The 17735-nt window shown below is 63.2% G+C and carries 17 protein-coding genes and 1 pseudogene; 16 read left to right on the top strand and 2 right to left on the bottom strand.

Features of this window, described 5'->3' with window-relative positions:
* The first annotated feature begins 332 nt into the window (after positions 1 to 332).
* The 15 genes and pseudogenes from AC0L30_RS12730 (at position 333) to AC0L30_RS12660 (ending at position 16012) form a co-directional block, all read left to right on the top strand.
* Positions 333 to 1433 (top strand): inositol-3-phosphate synthase, encoded by a 1101-nt coding sequence (locus tag AC0L30_RS12730; RefSeq protein WP_007596132.1) that lies wholly within the window; start codon positions 333 to 335, stop codon positions 1431 to 1433.
* A complete protein-coding gene (locus AC0L30_RS12725) occupies positions 1433 to 2032 on the top strand; it encodes a histidine phosphatase family protein (protein WP_473255903.1) in 600 nt (199 codons plus the stop codon). The genes AC0L30_RS12730 and AC0L30_RS12725 overlap by 1 nt, the downstream gene beginning before the upstream one ends.
* Positions 2029 to 3132: a CgeB family protein gene (locus AC0L30_RS12720; protein WP_473404398.1), complete on the top strand. Its 1104-nt coding sequence runs from the start codon at positions 2029 to 2031 to the stop codon at positions 3130 to 3132. Before AC0L30_RS12725 ends, AC0L30_RS12720 begins: the two co-directional genes overlap by 4 nt.
* Before the next feature lie 2 nt (positions 3133 to 3134).
* Positions 3135 to 3944 (top strand): nucleotidyltransferase family protein, encoded by an 810-nt coding sequence (locus tag AC0L30_RS12715; RefSeq protein ID WP_007596135.1) that lies wholly within the window; start codon positions 3135 to 3137, stop codon positions 3942 to 3944.
* Positions 3941 to 4708 (top strand): TIGR04290 family methyltransferase, encoded by a 768-nt coding sequence (locus AC0L30_RS12710; protein ID WP_007596136.1) that lies wholly within the window; start codon positions 3941 to 3943, stop codon positions 4706 to 4708. The genes AC0L30_RS12715 and AC0L30_RS12710 overlap by 4 nt, the downstream gene beginning before the upstream one ends.
* Complete coding sequence (locus AC0L30_RS12705; protein ID WP_007596137.1) at positions 4705 to 5658, top strand: glycoside hydrolase 5 family protein; 954 nt, start codon at positions 4705 to 4707, stop codon at positions 5656 to 5658. Before AC0L30_RS12710 ends, AC0L30_RS12705 begins: the two co-directional genes overlap by 4 nt.
* Positions 5646 to 6851 carry a phosphopentomutase gene (locus tag AC0L30_RS12700; RefSeq protein WP_473404397.1) on the top strand — a complete coding sequence of 402 codons (1206 nt, stop codon included), beginning with the start codon at positions 5646 to 5648 and terminating at the stop codon, positions 6849 to 6851. Before AC0L30_RS12705 ends, AC0L30_RS12700 begins: the two co-directional genes overlap by 13 nt.
* A 209-nt stretch (positions 6852 to 7060) precedes the next feature.
* The gene (locus tag AC0L30_RS12695) at positions 7061 to 8173 is read left to right on the top strand and encodes an NAD-dependent epimerase/dehydratase family protein (protein ID WP_219681636.1); all 1113 of its coding nucleotides are present in this window, start codon (positions 7061 to 7063) and stop codon (positions 8171 to 8173) included.
* Positions 8173 to 9237: a GDP-mannose 4,6-dehydratase gene (locus AC0L30_RS12690; RefSeq protein ID WP_219681637.1), complete on the top strand. Its 1065-nt coding sequence runs from the start codon at positions 8173 to 8175 to the stop codon at positions 9235 to 9237. The genes AC0L30_RS12695 and AC0L30_RS12690 overlap by 1 nt, the downstream gene beginning before the upstream one ends.
* Positions 9234 to 10520, top strand: a complete 1287-nt coding sequence (locus AC0L30_RS12685) for a TIGR04295 family B12-binding domain-containing radical SAM protein (protein ID WP_473404396.1) — start codon at positions 9234 to 9236, stop codon at positions 10518 to 10520. Before AC0L30_RS12690 ends, AC0L30_RS12685 begins: the two co-directional genes overlap by 4 nt.
* Entirely contained in the window at positions 10517 to 11620 is a 1104-nt protein-coding gene (locus AC0L30_RS12680) for a glycosyltransferase family 4 protein (RefSeq protein WP_473404395.1), read from the top strand. The genes AC0L30_RS12685 and AC0L30_RS12680 overlap by 4 nt, the downstream gene beginning before the upstream one ends.
* A complete protein-coding gene (locus AC0L30_RS12675) occupies positions 11617 to 12747 on the top strand; it encodes a CgeB family protein (RefSeq protein WP_473404394.1) in 1131 nt (376 codons plus the stop codon). Before AC0L30_RS12680 ends, AC0L30_RS12675 begins: the two co-directional genes overlap by 4 nt.
* The gene (locus AC0L30_RS12670) at positions 12744 to 13832 is read left to right on the top strand and encodes a CgeB family protein (protein WP_473404393.1); all 1089 of its coding nucleotides are present in this window, start codon (positions 12744 to 12746) and stop codon (positions 13830 to 13832) included. The genes AC0L30_RS12675 and AC0L30_RS12670 overlap by 4 nt, the downstream gene beginning before the upstream one ends.
* On the top strand, positions 13829 to 14953 hold the full coding sequence (locus tag AC0L30_RS12665; RefSeq protein ID WP_473404392.1) for a CgeB family protein: 1125 nt from the start codon (positions 13829 to 13831) through the stop codon (positions 14951 to 14953). Before AC0L30_RS12670 ends, AC0L30_RS12665 begins: the two co-directional genes overlap by 4 nt.
* Positions 14954 to 14964: 11 nt before the next feature.
* Positions 14965 to 16012, top strand: a pseudogene (locus AC0L30_RS12660) (UDP-glucuronic acid decarboxylase family protein).
* 23 nt (positions 16013 to 16035) lie between these two features.
* Here AC0L30_RS12660 and AC0L30_RS12655 read toward each other — a convergent pair.
* Positions 16036 to 16296: a hypothetical protein gene (locus AC0L30_RS12655; RefSeq protein WP_219681643.1), complete on the bottom strand. Its 261-nt coding sequence runs from the start codon at positions 16294 to 16296 to the stop codon at positions 16036 to 16038.
* Between the two features lie 143 nt (positions 16297 to 16439).
* Here AC0L30_RS12655 and AC0L30_RS12650 point away from each other — a divergent pair, with 143 nt between their 5' ends.
* Entirely contained in the window at positions 16440 to 16793 is a 354-nt protein-coding gene (locus AC0L30_RS12650; protein WP_007596148.1) for a hypothetical protein, read from the top strand.
* Positions 16794 to 16978: 185 nt separating this feature from the next.
* On the opposite strand, the gene AC0L30_RS12645 is transcribed toward AC0L30_RS12650, so the two are convergent.
* Positions 16979 to 17443: a metallophosphoesterase family protein gene (locus AC0L30_RS12645; RefSeq protein ID WP_007596150.1), complete on the bottom strand. Its 465-nt coding sequence runs from the start codon at positions 17441 to 17443 to the stop codon at positions 16979 to 16981.
* Between the last annotated feature and the right edge of the window lie 292 nt (positions 17444 to 17735).

The following is a 17735-nucleotide window of genomic DNA, read 5'->3' as shown; positions in this document are numbered from 1 at the left end:
GTCGCGTCAGACTGTTCGCCGTGAACGCCGGACGGAAGGATTTGTTCTTTCGTGGTGTCGGGCTCTCTCAGAGCATCATCTTCTTCATCTTCATCATGGAAGCTTTTAGTTCCCGCCAAACTGCTCGGGATTCTATCCCAGGTTAAGGGCGCGAAATTTTTTTGGCCGGAATCTGACGTAGTGCCGTGAGTTCAGGAACGAACATACGTTCCTCACGTTCGCCGACGTACTTACGTCAACACTGCAAGTCTTCAACACTGCAAGTCTTTAACACAGTACGTCTTCAACACTGCATGCCTTAACGCTGCACGTCTTCCGGAGGGCCTAGATCCATGCATTCTCGTCTTCAGGACAGGCGGCGCGTGCGCGTCGGCATCGTCGGTGTCGGCAATTGTGCGAGCTCCTTCGTTCAGGGGCTCTCCTATTACCGGGACGCCAAATCGAATGAGCCGGTGCCTGGGCTGATGAACGCCGATCTCGGCGGCTACCACATCAGCGACATTCAGGTCGCGTCGGCCTTCGACGTCCATGCCGGCAAGGTCGGACGCGACGTGGCCGAGGCAATCTTCGCAGCGCCGAATAACACGCACCGCTTCTCCGACGTCGCGCCCACCGGCGTCATGGTCCAACGTGGCCCTGTCATGGACGGCGTCGGCCAATATCTCAAGGACGACGTTCCGATTGCGGATGTTCCGGAAGCCGACGTCTCCGAGGTGCTCGCGACGTCGCGCACGGACGTGCTTGTGTCCTATCTTCCCGTCGGTTCGCAGCGCGCGAGCGAATTTTACGCCGCGCGCGCGATCGAGGCCGGCTGCGGCTACGTCAATTGCATCCCGGTCTTCATTGCCTCGAATCCCGACTGGCGGCGGCGATTCGAGGATGCAGGCCTGCCGATCGTCGGCGACGACATCAAGAGCCAGGTCGGCGCCACCATTCTGCACCGTGTGCTCGCCAATCTCTTCCGCGAACGCGGCGTGCGGCTGGACAGAACCTACCAGCTCAACGTCGGCGGCAACACAGATTTCAAGAACATGCTCGAGCGCGAGCGGCTGACGTCAAAGAAGATCTCCAAAACCCAGGCCGTGACCAGCCAGTTCGACGTGCCCATGGATGCCGACAATATCCATGTCGGCCCGAGCGACCATGTGCCGTGGCTGACCGACCGCAAGCTGGCCTTCATCCGCCTGGAGGGCACGACGTTCGGCGGTGTTCCCTTGAGCGCGGAGGTCAAGCTCGAAGTCTGGGACTCCCCGAACTCGGCGGGCGTCGTGATCGACGCGGTCCGCTGCGCCAAGCTCGCCATGGACCGCGGGCAGGCCGGCGCGCTGACGGGCCCCTCGAGCTATTTCATGAAGTCGCCGCCTCAGCAGTTCACGGACGAGGAGGCCGGACGGCGAACGCGCGCTTTCATCGACGACAAGGCATACGCCTGATGGCGGAGATCATTCATCTGATCCGCCATGGGCATCATGCCCTGCTCGGCCGCACGCTCTGTGGCCGGATGAAGGGCGTAGAGCTCGATGATCTCGGCTGCGAAGAAATCGCGCGATGCGCCGATACCTTCACGCCGCCGCCGAGCATGGTCCAGTCGAGCCCGCAGCGGCGCTGCATGCAGTCGGCCTGCATCCTGGCGGCGCGCTTCGGCTTGCCAGTCGAGATCGTGCCGGCACTCGACGAGCTCGACTACGGCGAATGGACCGGACTGTCATTCGAGGCGCTCGCCGGGGACCCTCGATGGTCGCGCTGGAACGAACAACGCGGAACGAACCGCCCGCCAGGCGGCGAAAGCATGCGGTCGCTCCAGAAGCGCGTCGTCGCCCATCTGGAACAGGTGCGCAATGATCATGGCAGCGGCACCGTCGTCGTCGCCGTCAGCCATGCCGAACCGATCCGCGCGGCGCTGCTGCACTATTCCCGGAAACAGATCGACGACTTCCTCTCGATCGAGATCGACCCCGGCAGCGTCAGCACCCTCAGCGTGGACAATCGCGGACTCAAGATCACCGGGATCAATCAACGGGTGCCAGCGTGAAGATCGTCATTTTCGGCCTGACAATTTCCTCGTCGTGGGGCAACGGTCACGCCACCTTGTGGCGAGGGCTTTGCAAGCATCTCGCGCGAGCCGGCCACAGCGTCGTCTTTTTCGAGCGCGACGTGCCCTACTACGCCGGCGCGCGGGATTTGCACGAACTGCCCGGTGGGCAATTGCGACTGTTTTCGAACTGGGACGATGTGCTTCCTTTGGCGCGCAGCGACATTCGTGATGCCGATGTCGCGATCGTGACCTCCTATTGTCCCGACGCGATCACCGCGACGGAGCTCGTCCTGTCCGAGGGTCGGGCGGTGCCCGTGTTCTACGATCTCGATACGCCGGTCACCCTGGCGAAGCTGATGGCTGGCGAGACCGTTCCCTACATCGGGCCGCGCGGCCTGCGGGATTTCGCCCTGGTCCTGAGCTTCACCGGCGGTCCACGCATCTGCAACGAATTTCGCGACAGGCTTGGCGCTGACAATGTCCGTCCGCTTTACGGCCATGTCGATACGGACATTCATCGGCCGGTGCCGTCGCAGCCGCATTACCGTGCGGATCTGTCTTATCTCGGCACATATTCGCAGGATCGCCAGCGCGCGCTCGAGGCCCTCTTCGTCGAACCCGCACGTAGCAGGCAGGATCGGCGCTTCCTGATCGGGGGTGCACAATACCCGGAAGATTTTCCCTGGTCGCCAAACATTTACTTCGTGCAGCACTTGCCGCCGTCTGAGCACGCGTCGTTCTTTGCGTCGTCCCGGCTGACACTCAACGTCACGCGCCAGGCCATGGCGGAGATGGGCTGGTGCCCCTCCGGCCGCCTGTTCGAAGCCGCTGCCTGCAAGACCCCGCTGCTCAGCGACGACTGGCCGGGACTCGATGAATTCTTTGTACCCGGGCAGGAGATCCTGATCGCACGCGATGCGAAGGACACGCTCGCCGCGTTGACGATGACCGACGCCGAGCTTCAGCACATCGCCGGGCGCGCATATGAACGGACCATGGATCAGCACACATCCGACAAGCGCGCAGCCGAACTGATTTGGCTGTTCGAGCAGACGGCATCCCTTGGCGCGCGCCGACAGCAACCCGAGGAGGCCTGATCATGTGGGGCATCGTTCCGGCCGCGGGCCGCGGCAGCCGCATCCAGCCGCTTGCCTTCTCCAAGGAGTTGCTTCCGGTCGGAAGCCAACGGGACGACGGCATCGACCGTCCGTGCGCGGTCTCCGAATATCTGCTGGAGCGGCTGATCCTTGGGGGCGCCGACAAGATCTGCTTCGTGATCTCCCCCGGAAAATCGGACATCCTCGAATATTTCGGCGATCATTACGGCAGCGCCCAGCTCGCCTATGTCGTGCAGCCCGATGCGTCGGGGCTGTGCGATGCCGTGTTCAGGGCGGGCACGGTGGTTGGCCACGACGAAGACATCCTGGTCGGACTTCCGGATACCGTCTGGTTCCCAAAGGCGGCCCTGCAGGCATTGCCGGCCGCTGACCTGTCGTTTCTGCTATTTCCAGTCGAACACCCCGAGTTCTTCGATGCCGTCGTGCTCGACGGCGATCGCGTCACGGAAATCCAGGTCAAGCAGCCGGATGCGGCGTCGAAATGGATATGGGGTGCCTTCAAGATGTCCGGCAACGGATTTCGCGAACTCCAGTCGTTGTGGACAAAGCGCGAGCGCCGGGATGAATATTTCGGGACGCTCGTCAATGCCTACATCGCGGCCGGCGGCCAGGGTCTCGGCGTCAAGGCTGGCGAATCCTATGTCGACGTCGGCACCATCGACGGCTACCGGACAGCAATGGCGTTGCTCGCGGAAAGCTCTCCCGGGAACGGACGCTCTCGACTACTGGCCGGCGGTTCGCCGGAGGCAGCCCGCCCGGCCCCCGCAATGAACAATGGAGTGACCGCATGAGCAGTGGCGCCCTCTCCCGCGAGGAAATCCGCCAGCGCGTCGATGCGCTCGGGCCATGGTTTCACAATCTGGACCTCAACGGCGTGCCGACAGCGCCTTCACACTTTCTCGGCGACTATCCCAACGTGAAATGGCGCCGCTTTTCCGGGATCATTCCGGACCGCCTCGAAGGCAAGACCGTGCTCGACATCGGCTGCAATGCCGGTTTCTACGCTATGGAGATGAAGCGGCGCGGCGCCGAGCGCGTCCTCGGCCTGGACACCGACGACGAATATCTCGCGCAAGCCCGCTTCGCGGCTGAGGTGAACGGGCTCAGGATCGAATTCCGCAAGATGTCAGCCTATGATGTCGGACAGCTGCGCGAAAAATTCGATCTCGTGATCTTCATGGGCGTCCTCTACCACCTGCGGCACCCTCTGCTGGCGCTCGACCTGATCCACGAGCACGTGGCCGGCGATCTCCTGCTGTTCCAGTCGATGCAGCGCGGCGACAGCCGCGTGGATTCCCTCGACAAGAACTACGACTTCTGGACCACCGATCAGTTCGATTCCCCGGGCTATCCAAAGCTGCACTTCATCGAGAACAAATATGCCGACGACCCCACCAATTGGTGGGTGCCGAACCGCGCCTGCGCCGAAGCCATGCTGCGCAGCGCCGGCTTTGCGATCGCGGCGCATCCGGAAGAGGAAGTCTATCTCTGCAAGCGGGTGACAAGGCCGCAGGCGGAAGGTCCGGTTTATCCGTCGCGGGAGACCGGCCGATGATCGAAGCCGCCAAGATCTGGAACGAGCCCAACAACAAATCGCACTGGGACATCCTGATCGATCCGGATTGGACCATGTTCGCCAGCCTGGCGCTGGCTGCCGGAAAGGCGATCCGCAGCGCGCATCCCACACTCCCGCGTGTGCTTGGCGGCATGTCGCCGATCGATCCGTCCTTCATGCGCAACATGCAGGCGCGCGGCGTGCTCGATCATGTCGATGCCGTGGCCGTGCACGGCTTTCCGCTGGACTGGAACCTGTGGCAGATCGCGGAATGGCCCGCCAAGATCGAGGAGATCAAGGCGGTCACCTCGCTACCGGTCTGGGTGACGGAGGTGGGAGTCTCGTCCTTCGGTGCCGAGGAGGTGCAGGCCTGGGGACTGACGCGGACCGCTGAGCTATTGACTGGCCGGGCGCCGCGGATTCACTGGTACAGCCTGTACGATCTGCCTTCGAGCTGGGAGGCGACCACGCGGCACAAGGAAGCTGAAGGCTCCTCCTACTACCGGCATTTCCACATGGGGCTGCTGCGCGAGGACGGCACGCCGAAAGCTGCCGCGGACTTGTTCGGCCAATATGCACCTGCGATGGGCCTGTGCCAGTGGTTTCACTTCGAGGACCACCGCCTCGATGACGCCGTGCGCTGGATGCGCCGACTCGGCGTGCAGCATCTCAGGACCGGCCTGTCCTGGGCTGACAGCTTCCGTCCCAATGCGCTCGCCTGGTTCGATCGGCAGATGGACGCGCTGGCCGAGTTTCAGGTCACGGTGACCTTCTGCTTCACCCCGGAACATCGGGGTATCGAGCCTCATCACACCAGCCCGCCGCTCGACGTCAACGAGTTCGCGGATTTCTGCGCACAGATGGTCGAACGCTATTGCGCGAAAACCGGGCTCGCGCCGTCCGCAGCGTCTTCGCGCGCGGCCATCTCGGAGCCGACATGCGTGCCCTGATCCTGGTGATGGACTCCGTCGGCATCGGCGCCGCGCCCGATGCCATCAATTACGGCGACGAGGGTGCTGATACCGTCGGCCACATTGCTGACATGTGCATGGCCGGCAATGCCGACGGACCACGCCGGGAGGGGCCGCTTCGGCTTCCCAATCTGGTCGCGCTCGGCCTTGGCCAGGCTTGCCGTCTCGCCACCGGGCGCGTACCGCCGGGGCTCGATGGCCGTCCTGAGCATGCGCGATTTGGCTGCGCGAGCGAGATCTCCAAAGGCAAGGACACGCCATCCGGCCATTGGGAGATCGCCGGCGTGCCGGTGCCGTTCGACTGGGGCTATTTTCCAAGAACCAAGCCGTGCTTCCCGCGCGACCTGATGGAGCGCCTGTGCAAACAGGCTCGATTGCCCGGCATCCTCGGGAACTGTCACGCGTCCGGCACCGAGATCATCGCCGAATTCGGCGAGCGTCACATCAGAACGGGCGAACCGATCTGCTATACATCGGCCGACAGCGTGTTTCAGATCGCAGCGCACGAGGAGACGTTCGGACTCGAACGCCTCTATGAGGTCTGCCGCATTGCGCGCCGACTGATCGATCCCCTCAACATCGGGCGCGTCATCGCACGTCCCTTCATCGGCACGTCGGCAGGTGACTTCAAGCGAACAGCGCACAGGAAGGACTTTTCCGTTCCGCCGCCGGAGCGGACGATCCTCGATCTCGCCGAAAGCGCAGGCCGTGACATCGTCACGATCGGCAAGATCGACGACATCTTCGCCCATCGCGGCACCGGGAGGAACCTGCGCGGCGACGGCAACCAAGCGCTGTTCGATGCCACGCTCGATGGGCTGGCCTCTCTTGCAGAGGGCGGGATCTTGTTCGCAAATTTTATCGATTTCGATACGCTGTACGGCCATCGCCGAGATGTCGGGGGCTATGCAGCGGCACTCGAAACCTTCGATGCACGCGTTCCGGATCTGCTGAACCGCCTGCGCGACGACGATTTCCTGATCATCACGGCCGATCATGGTTGCGACCCAACCTGGAGCGGTACCGATCATACGCGGGAACAAGTGCCGATTTTGGCGTGGAGCACGCGGTCAACTTCTCCGATCGGCAAGCGCGACGGATTTGCGGACATCGGCGCGACGGTCGCGAGCCATCTCGAACTGCAGGCGCCGGGTCACGGCGTGCATTTCTAGTCCGCTGCACCGGACAGATTCACCTGGGTTATTGATCCAGGTTAGAGAAATATTCGTTTGTAGGTTTCGCAGGAACGAACATTCCTTGCATCGCTTCTAATTCCAAATGTGACTGGCGCGCCGGTCGCCCGACCAGAACAGCAGCGCGCTTTCATTCTCATCACGGATTGATCCCGCAGGATCGATCTCACGGCGGCACGGAGCGGTGAATGACGCGAGTATTGATCACTGGAGGTGCGGGATTCATCGGGTCGCATGCGGCCGACGCGCTGCTGGCGGCCGGCTATGAAGTCCGCCTGCTCGACAATCTCTCGCCGCAGGTCCACGGAGGCAACCGCCAGCGTCCCGCCTATCTTGCCAAAGACGCGGAGCTCGTCGTCGGTGACGTCACCGACGCTCTCGCGGTCGATCATGCGTTGCGCGGCACCGACATGGTGCTGCATCTCGCATCAGCGGTCGGCGTCGGCCAGAGCATGTACGACATCGAACCCTACGTCAGAACTAACGAGCTCGGTACCGCCGTGCTGTTGCAGACGCTATCCAAGCGCCCGGTCTCGCGGCTCGTGGTGGCCTCGTCCATGAGCATCTACGGCGAGGGCCTTTACCGAAGCGCCGATCAGAGCGTGGTCGCCTGCGAGGAGCGGGCGGTCGAGCAGCTTCGCCGCGGCGATTGGGAGCTGCGCGATGCGGCCGGCCACCCGCTCGACCCCGTTCCTACGCCGGAGACAAAGCAGCCTTCGCTGAGCTCGATCTATGCGCTCAACAAATATGCGCAGGAGCGCATGTGCCTGATCACGGGCAAGGCTTATGGCATCCCGACCGTGGCGCTACGCTTCTTCAATGCGTTCGGGCCTCGTCAGGCCCTGTCCAATCCGTATACCGGCGTGCTGGCCATCTTTGCCGCCCGGCTGCTCAACTGCCGCCCTCCCCTCGTCTTCGAGGACGGCCGGCAGCGCCGCGATTTCGTCCATGTCCATGACGTTGCCCGCGCCTGCCGGTTGGCGCTGGAGGCGGAGCACGCGCAGGACGTCTTCAACGTCGGCTCGGGCCAGAGTCGCACCATTCTGTCGGTCGCGGAGGATCTGGCCGAAGTCATGGGGCGCCGCGACATTGCGCCCGAGCTGACGCGGAAATATCGCGCCGGGGATATCCGGCACTGCTTCGCCGACATGGGAAAATCCCGCGACGTGCTCGGCTTCGAGCCTCGCGTCGTATTCAGGGCCGGGCTCGAAGAGCTGGCGGAATATCTCGCCGACCAGATCGCTGACGATCAGGCCGAGCGAGCCACCAAGGAGCTGCAGCAACGAGGATTGGTCGCGTGATGAGTGAACGAGACAACAGACCCGTCCTGATCACCGGCGGCTGCGGGTTTATCGGTTGCAACCTCGCCGATCGCCTCGCGGAGCGTGGCGAGCCGGTGCTGATCCTGGACAACCTCGCCCGCGCCGGCGTGCGGGAGAATGCGCAATGGCTGAAGTCCCGGCATGGCGACCGGGTCACAATCACCGTCGCCGACATTCGCGAGCCGATCCCGGTGATCGACGCGGTACGCGAAGCCCGCGCCGTGCTGCACTTGGCCGCCCAGGTCGCCGTCACCGACAGCGTGAGCGATCCGGCCGCCGATTTCGAGATCAACGCGCGTGGCACATTGAACGTGCTCGAAGCCGTGCGGCTCCACAACAACGCCGCGCCAATCGTGTTCGCCTCGACCAACAAGGTCTACGGACGCCTGATCGACGATGGCGACATCGCGCTCACCGGTCGCCGCTACACGCCGACAAGCGGCCTGCTGGCCGCCGGCATCTCGGAAAATGCGCCGCTCGACTTCTACAGCCCCTATGGATGCTCCAAGGGAACGGCGGATCAATACGTTCACGACTATGCGCGGGTCTACGGCCTCCAGACCGTGGTGATGCGGATGAGCTGCATCTATGGGCCCCGTCAATTCGGCACCGAGGATCAGGGCTGGATCGCGCATTTCCTGCTGAGCGCCATCCGCAGCAAGGAGCTGACGATCTATGGCGACGGCCATCAGGTCCGCGATGCGCTTCACGTCTCCGACGCGGCCTCGGCCTGGCTCGCCGTGCTCGATGGCATCGCGCTCGCCCGTGGACGCGTCTTCAATCTCGGCGGCGGTCCGGCCAACGCAATCAGTCTGCTGGAATTGATCGACCGCATCACCGATCTGACCGGCCGCAAGGTGGCCTATCGCTTTGCTGATTGGAGGCCGGGGGATCAGCCCTGGTACGTCACCGACACGCGCGCACTCTCCAGCGCGCTTGGCTGGGCGCCTCAGGTTTCGTTCGCAGACGGCCTCCGATCCCTTCACACCTGGCTGGACGGCCGGTTCGGATCGTCACAAGGCAACCGCGAGGCGCTGGCATGACGCGTGTTGCCCTCATCAATCCAAACTGGGATTTTGGCGGCAGCATCTATTTCGGCTGCCGATCCCCTCACCTTCCGCTCGAACTCGGGATCTCCGAGCATTACCTGAAGGCGGCCGGGCACAAGACGCTGCTGCTCGACGCCCACATGTTCGATCTTTCCCTCGCCGATATCGAAGCCGAGCTGCGCGCGTTCGGCCCCGACCAGATCGTCATCACCACGGCACCGACGTATCTGTTCTGGCGCTGTGCCCCTCCCGAGCTCCGCGTTCCGCAGGAGCTCGCGATGGCGGTGCGCGATTTGGCTCCGATCCTCGTCGCGGTGGGCCCGCATGGCTCGACTGTGCCAAGGACCGCGCTTCGAAAGCTCGGCACCGACATCGTCGTGATGGGCGAGTGCGAGGCGTCCTTGCTGCGTCTCGCCAATGGCGAGCGGGACTTTCCGGGCCTGTGCTTCGCCGATGGCGCATCGCTACGCGTCAATGAGGGGCCGCAGGCGGTCGCGTTCAAGGATCAGCCGCCGCTTGACTGGCCGGAGGAGATGATCCGGCGGCACCATCATCACCATCATCGCTTCGAAGCCGAGCCGCAGGCGCCAGGCGCCGAAGTCGAATCATCCAGGGGATGTCCGTACAACTGCACGTTCTGCGCCAAGGAGAACTTCCGCAACGCCTACCGCAAGCGGCCTCCCTCCATCGTTCTCGAAGAGATCGACGGCCTGCGTCATCAGGGCATCGAGTATGTCTATTTCATCGACGAGATTTTCCTACCGAACGCGGAACTGCTGGAAGGGCTGACGACACGCGGGCTGAAGTTCGGGGTACAGACCCGCATCGACCTCTGGAGGCCGGATATGCTGGCGCTGCTCGGCCGCGCCGGCTGCGTCTCGATTGAAGCCGGCATCGAGAGCCTGACCGTCGAGGGCCGCGCCGCGCTCGCCAAGAACTGCAAGATGACGACCGACCAGCTGGCCGAACGCCTGGTCGAAGCGCGCCGTCACGTTCCTTTCGTGCAGGCCAATTTGATCGAAGTCCCCGAGGACGATGACCCCATCGTGCAGCGCTGGCGCCGCACCATGCAGGATGCCGGCATCTGGGCCAACGATCCGGTCCCGCTGTATCCCTATCCGGGCTCGCCGGATTATCGGAAGCTGTGGGGCGAGCCCGACGATTTCGCCTGGGAGCGCGCACACCGGCATTATCTTGCGATGTTCGACCAGTTCAGCGACGTGCAGAACGATCGCCCGGTCCCGCTCGAGACTCTCGAACTGCAGGTGGCATCATGAGCCGCAGCTCGCAGCTCAGGATCCTGATGACGACCGATACCGTCGGGGGCGTCTGGACCTACTCGTCCTCTCTTGCTTCGTCCCTTGCTGCAAAGGGCGCCGACGTCACCCTGGTGACGATGGGCCCCCGCGCGCAGGCCGGCCAGCTTGAGATGCTCCGTGGCTCGCGGGTCCGCCTGATCGAAACGGACCTAGCGCTCGAATGGCAGGATCCGGAAGGACAAGATCTGGCCCAGGCCAGGCGCGTGCTTGCGAAGCTCGAAGCCGGAATCCGGCCTGACGTCGTTCACTTCAATAGTTTTCGCGAGGCGACCTTCGCCTGGCGCGCTCCTGTGGTGGTCGTCGCGCATTCCTGCGTCAACTCCTGGGGGCTCGCCTGCCGCGATACGGGCTGGCTCGGCGAACCGAAGTGGCGCCGCTACACCGAACGGGTGACGGCCGCACTCGACACGGCACAAGCCTGGGTTTGTCCCAGCCAGTCCTTCCACGATGACGTTGCGGAAATCTATCGGCCTCGCTCGCGCGGCAACGTGATCTGGAATGGAATTTCCCCTCAGGATCCCGCGGGACGGAAGCAAGACATGATCTTTGCGGCGGGCCGGCTCTGGGACCGCGCCAAGAACATCGAAGTCCTGGCGGCTGCAGCGCCTGGGCTGGACTGGCCCGTTCAGGTCGCCGGGCCGGCGGACGAGTGCCCTTCGGCTTCCGTCACCTGGCTCGGGCAGTTGTCTCACGAAGCCATGCGCGCGTACTTGCAGCACGCCGCCATCTTCGCCAGCCCTGCGCTCTATGAGCCGTTCGGCCTCTCCGTTCTGGAAGCCGCTGCGGCGGGATGCGCTCTCATCCTGTCCGACATTCCCACTTTCAGGGAATTGTGGAGCGAGGCCGCGCTGTTCGTCGATCCCACCGACAGCAAGGCGCTGCATCGAGCACTCGCAGGTCTGTGCACCGACGATCGCGAGCGGGTGCGGCTGCAACGTGCCGCCTTTGAGCATTCCCTGACCTACTCGCTGACCCGGACCACGAGCGCCTATCTCAGCCTCTACCAGGAGCTGCTTGCCGTCCATCACGCGCCCGCCCCCATGGAGGTACGCGCATGAAATGCGTTCTGTTCTACCACGCGTTCACCTCCTGCTGGAACAACGGCAATGCCCATTTCCTGCGTGGTTATGCCCGCGAACTTCACGCGCTCGGCCATGAGGTCGTCGTGTTCGAGCCGATCGACGGCTGGAGCCGATTGAATGCGATCCGCGAGGGTGGCAGTCAAACGATGGAGGATATTCCAACGCTATTTCCCGGCATCGGCCTCCGCCGCTACGATGCCTCCCTTAATCTCGATGAAGCCTTGCACGGCGCCGATCTCGTCGTCGTCCACGAATGGAATTCGCCTGATCTAATCGCAGACATCGGATCGAGACGGGCTCACGGCGCTCCGTTCACGCTGCTGTTCCACGACACCCATCATCGCGCCGTTAGCGCACCGGACGAACTTGCGCAGTTCGACCTCGACGGCTTCGACGGTGTGCTCGCCTTCGGCGAGGTCCTTCGTCAAATCTATCTGAAGCTCGGCTGGGCCGACCGGGCCTTCACCTGGCACGAGGCGGCCGACATCGCCCTGTACCATCCGCTGCCGCATGTCGAGCGCACCGACGATGTCGTCTGGATCGGAAATTGGGGCGACGGCGAACGCAGCACCGAGCTCAACGAATTTCTGGTCGAACCCGTGGCCGAGCTGAAGCTGCGCGCGGGGGTCTATGGCGTCCGCTATTCGGACGGGGCGCTCGACACCATTCAGGCGGCAGGCATTCGGTATGGCGGCTGGCTGCCCGCACACTGGGCTCCCATCGCTTTCGCCGGCGCACGCGCGACTGTCCACGTTCCCCGCGGCCCCTATGTCCGCTTGCTTCCGGGCATTCCAACCATTCGCGTCTTCGAGGCGATGGCCTGCGGCATTCCACTGGTCTCGGCCCCCTGGTCGGATGCGGAAGGCCTGTTCCCGGAAGGTGCCTATCTCGGCGCCTCCGACGGCACCGAAATGAAGCGGGCGCTTCGTGCGCTGCTCGATGACCGGGAGTTATGGTCCTCCACCGTGGAGACCGGACTCCGGACAATCAAGGAACGTCACACCTGCCGTCACCGGGCGGAGCAGCTTGTCGGCATCGTGCAGGACCTCCGGGCCACAGGCCACTCCAAAAAGCCCCTGCGATACATCGGAGCCTCCGCATGAAGATCTGCTTCTTCGGGTCCAGCCTCGTCTCATCCTACTGGAACGGTGCTGCCACCTATTACCGCGGCATGCTGAAGGAGATTGTGGCCCTCGGCCACGACGTCACATTCTTCGAGCCCGATGCCTTCGAGCGCCAGGCCCATCGCGACATCGACGATCCGGACTGGGCGAAGGTGGTGGTCTACGCCGCGACGCCCGACGGCTGGCGAAGCTCGCTTGAGGAAGCGGCCCGCTCGGCCGACATGCTGGTCAAGGCCAGCGGCGTCGGCGTCTTCGATCGGGAGCTGGAGAACGCGGTCGCCGAAATTCCGTCGAATGCGATGCGCATCTACTGGGACGTCGATGCCCCCGCGACGCTGGAGTCGGTGGCGGACAATCCAGACCATCATCTGCGCCATGCGATCCGGTCCTACGACATGGTTTTGACCTATGGCGGCGGCGATGCTGTCGTATCCGCTTATCGCGGCATCGGCGCGCGAGACTGCGTGCCGATCTACAATGCGCTCGACCCCGCCACGCACTTTCCGGCGCCGCCCAATGCGCACTTCACCTGCGATCTGAGCTTGCTGGCAAACCGCCTCCCTGATCGCGAGCAGCGCGTCGAGCGGTTCTTTATCGATGTCGCCTGCCGATTGCCGGACAAGACGTTCGTGCTCGGTGGATCGGGGTGGGACTCGAAAGACACGCCAGCCAATCTGCACAAGGTCGGGCATGTCGGGACCGGCGACCACAACGCGTTTTTCGGCTCCGCTCTGGCTACGCTGAACGTCAATCGCGATAGCATGGCCCGCTACGGCTTCTCGCCGCCAACGCGCGTGTTCGAAGCCATCGGTGCCGGAGCCTGCCTGATCACCGACCAGTGGGACGGCATCGATCATTTTCTCGAACCAGATCGCGAGGTGCTGGTGGCCGCGAGCGGGGCCGAGGTCGCAGAGCATCTTGCCGCACTGCACCTCGACCGGGCTCAGGCGATCGCAGCGCGCGCTCGTGCGCGCATTCTGAGCCATCACACCTACGGGCAGCGCGCGCGCCAGTTCAACGATCTCTTTGCCGCAAGCAGTTCGCGAATCGAGGCAGCAGAATGAACCTCACCATCGTCGTCGTCGGTCTTTCGGTTACTTCGTCCTGGGGCAACGGTCATGCCACGACCTACCGCGCCCTTATCGAAGCCCTCGCACGACGAGGTCACCACGTCACGTTTCTGGAACGCGACGTCCCCTGGTATCGCGAGCATCGTGATCTTGCCAAGCCTTCCGCTTGGACCGTCGAGCTTTATCAATCCTTGAAGGACATCCCGCAGCGTTTCGGCAAGATAATCCGCGATGCCGATCTGGTGGTCATTGGCTCCTACGTGCCCGACGGCATCGCGATCTCCGAATGGATCACGACCCACGCCCGGGGGATTACCGCCTTCTACGACATCGACACGCCGGTCACGCTTGCCAAGCTCGAGCAGGGCCTGGACTATCTTTCCGCGGCGATGATCCCGCGCTTCGACCTTTATTTGTCCTTTGCCGGCGGCCCGGTGCCCGGCATGATTGAGGAGAACTATGGCAGTCCGCTGGCGCGGGTGCTGTATTGCAGTGCCGACACCGACATCTACGCGCCACAACGCGTGGAGAAGAAGTGGGCATTAGGCTATCTCGGAACCTATAGCGAGGACCGGCAACCGGTTCTGGAGCAGTTGCTGCTCGCCCCCGCTCGCACTCTGTCACGCGAGCAATTCGTCGTCGCCGGCGCGCAATATCCCGATGAGGTGGTCTGGCCCGCCAATGTCGCCCGGATCGAGCACCTCACGCCGAGACATCATCCGGGCTTTTACGCAGAGCAACGCTTTACGCTAAACGCCACCCGCGCCGACATGCGCGCGCTCGGCTTCTCGCCCAGCGTTCGTCTGTTCGAAGCGGCCGCGTGCGGCACGCCCGTCATCTCGGACCGGTGGCCTGGAATCGAGACCGTCTTCGAGCCTTTCCGGGAAATCCTGCTCGCATCGACCCCCCGCGACGTCGTGGAGATCCTGCGCGACATGCCCGAGGAGCAAAGGCGCACGATCGCGGAAAACGCACGGCGGCGCGTTCTGGCCGACCACACCTCCGACCATCGCGCCCGGCAAGTGGAGACCTACTATGCCGAGGCATCGGTCCGTCGCCGTCGGAAAGCCCCGCAACTTCCCGCCTCGCGTCCCATGCAGGTCGCTCAAATCTGAAAGGCACCACCATGACACTTCAGACCCGCATCAACGCGTCCCGCCGCTCCCCCACCGTTCTGGTGGCCGGCGGCGCCGGCTTCATCGGATCCCACCTCTGCGACTCGCTTCTGCAGCGCGGCCACACCGTGATCTGCCTCGACAACCTGTTTACGGGAAGGATCGACAACATCCGGCCGCTGCTCAATCATCCGAATTTTCGCTTCATCGAACATGACGTGCGCGATCCCGTCGAGATCGAGGGCGACATCGACCGGATCTACAGCCTCGCCTGCCCGGCGTCGCCCCGTCACTATCAGAAGGATCCGGTCGGCACGATGAAGACGTGCGTGCTCGGCACCATCAACATGCTGGAGCTCGCGCAGCGGAAAGGCGCGCGGGTGCTGCAGGCATCAACCAGCGAGGTCTACGGCGATCCGGAGGTCCATCCCCAGCCGGAAACCTATCTCGGCAACGTCAATCCGATCGGGCCCCGGGCCTGCTACGACGAGGGCAAGCGGGCCGCGGAAACGCTGATGTTCGATTATCATCGCATGTACGGGGTCGAAATCAAGGTCGCGCGCATCTTCAACACGTACGGACCCCGGATGCTGGAGAATGACGGACGCGTGGTCTCCAACTTCATCGTGCAGGCACTTCGCGGAGAGCCGATCACGATCTATGGAGGTGGTACGCAGACCAGGAGCTTCTGCTTCGTCGACGATCTCGTGCACGGCCTCCAGCTCCTCATGGAGTCCGTGCAATCTGGGCAATCCCCACGAGGTCACCATCGAGGCCATTGCGCGCGACGTGCTGGCGTACACGGAATCAATTTCCCCGCTCCGGTTCGAGGAGTTGCCTAAGGACGATCCAAAGCGCCGCAAACCGGTGATCGACACAGCCGTTCGAGCGCTGGGATGGCGCCCGCGCGTGGCGCTCAAAGACGGTCTCAAGGCGACGATCGCCTATTTCGCCATGCGCATGGCCGGGGAAGCGCCGGCACTCGTTCCGGCCATTGCACCGCGCCGGGGCGGACGTACCGGGGCACGCGGCAAGCTGACGATCGCCGATCGGCAGTGATCAGCGGAACTCCTCGCGAGCCCTCAAGCCCGCGAAGCAGCCGCGCCGCGGACCGACTTGCAGAGGTTCTCGAGATGGTACTGGTATTCGGAGATCGCGCGGTTCGCCATCCGGATCCGATTTTCCTGGCCTTCCTGGACCATCATGGTGATGCGTTGGGCTAGAAATACGCACGCATCGAATTCATCGTGGATCGCTCCACTACGGGCGAGAAAGTCCCATGCGATCTCATAGGCCTGTTCGGCAGCAGGATTGCGGTAGTCGTTGAAGATGATGTGCGTCATGACAGCAAAACACGGATGAGAGGGTTTCGGTCCTGCGAGCCCATATGACAGCGCAGGCAGCCTCGGCGGCCGATACATGCCCGTAGGAACGAACGATTCCTGCCCGTGTTGACCCCGCAGTTCCTACCGACGGCTTTTTGTTCATGGTCAAGGATCTATCGCGTGAAACGGAGAAGGACGGCACCCGGAAGCTGATGATGGCGGGATCGGGAGTGGCCGCGGTCCTGTTTGTGGGTTTCATCGTCTGGTTCGCCGTCCCGCAGATGTTCGGGGCAACGGACTATCTGGGCCGCCCCTCCACAGGAGCCGGCTGCCTCAACGATCAGCAGCGCGAACAGCTCCGCTCCATCCTCTCATCAGCGCATGACCCCGCGATGGATCGCCCGAATTTCGAGATGATGATCGGTACTTCCGTGCCGCGCCAGTACGCTGATCGCGTGCCGCCGCATCGACGGATTGTAGAGAGGACAGCTTATGCCGAAAGCAAAAGAACCTGAAAACGATCCGAGAGAAACCCCGGTCGACGATCCGCGACAGCAGACCGATTTGCCAACCCACCGGCAGACGGACCAGCCTTGGCAGGGAATCCCGAGAAGGAGCAGATCGACCCAAAGCGTCCCCCGATTGATCTGGAGCGGTGGCAAAAATCGAATACCCACTAGCTGCGACGCACGTACCTCGTTCACGCGTCGAGCTCATGGATGGTGGGCCGCAGGTCGCCCTCATCCAGATCGAGCGTCGCCAGCGTGATCGGCAGCTTGAAGCGCCTCGGACCGGCGCTCCCGGGATTCAGGAAAAGCACTCCGTTGATCGTGTTGACCTGCACCCGATGCGAATGTCCTGCTATCACCACGTTCACACCGGTTGCCGCAGGGTCGATGGCCAGCGTCTTGAGATCGTGCAGAAGATAGAAGCAACGAGCGCCGAGGTGCACCGTTTCGGTTTCGGGATAGCGCCTCGCCCAGCTGCCGACGTCGACGTTTCCCCTGATGGCGGTGACGGGTGCTATTCGGCAAAGCCGCTCCAGAACCTCCGGCGCGCCGATATCACCGGCGTGGAGGATATGCGACACTCCCGCAAGACAGCGCTCGGCCTCCGGCCGGAGAAGGCCGTGCGTATCCGAGATCACTCCGATTCTCGTCAACATGTCAGGCCGGGATTTCAGTGCAGGACATCCATTGGCACTTTCCCGATCTCCTCACCCTCCTGGTTCGTGACCGGGATGGAAAAATGACGATTCCTGAGTTCGGGACGCTCCGCGAGGCTTTTTCTCGGACAACGCAGTCCCGCAAGCGGGGCTCCGACCGCTACGGGTCAGGAGTACAAAATCGCAGGAGATAGTAATTAGGGATGCAAAATCGCTGAGCGACCCGAGACATAGGTGACAGTTCGTACCGGACACATGGGTTACACTTTCCGCTTTTGTTCTGCGGGAGGTG

The organism is Bradyrhizobium sp. MI1.11, from assembly GCF_055811255.1.
The sequence above is the reverse complement of the archived record's forward strand: the minus strand, read 5'-3'. Positions and strand labels throughout refer to the sequence as shown.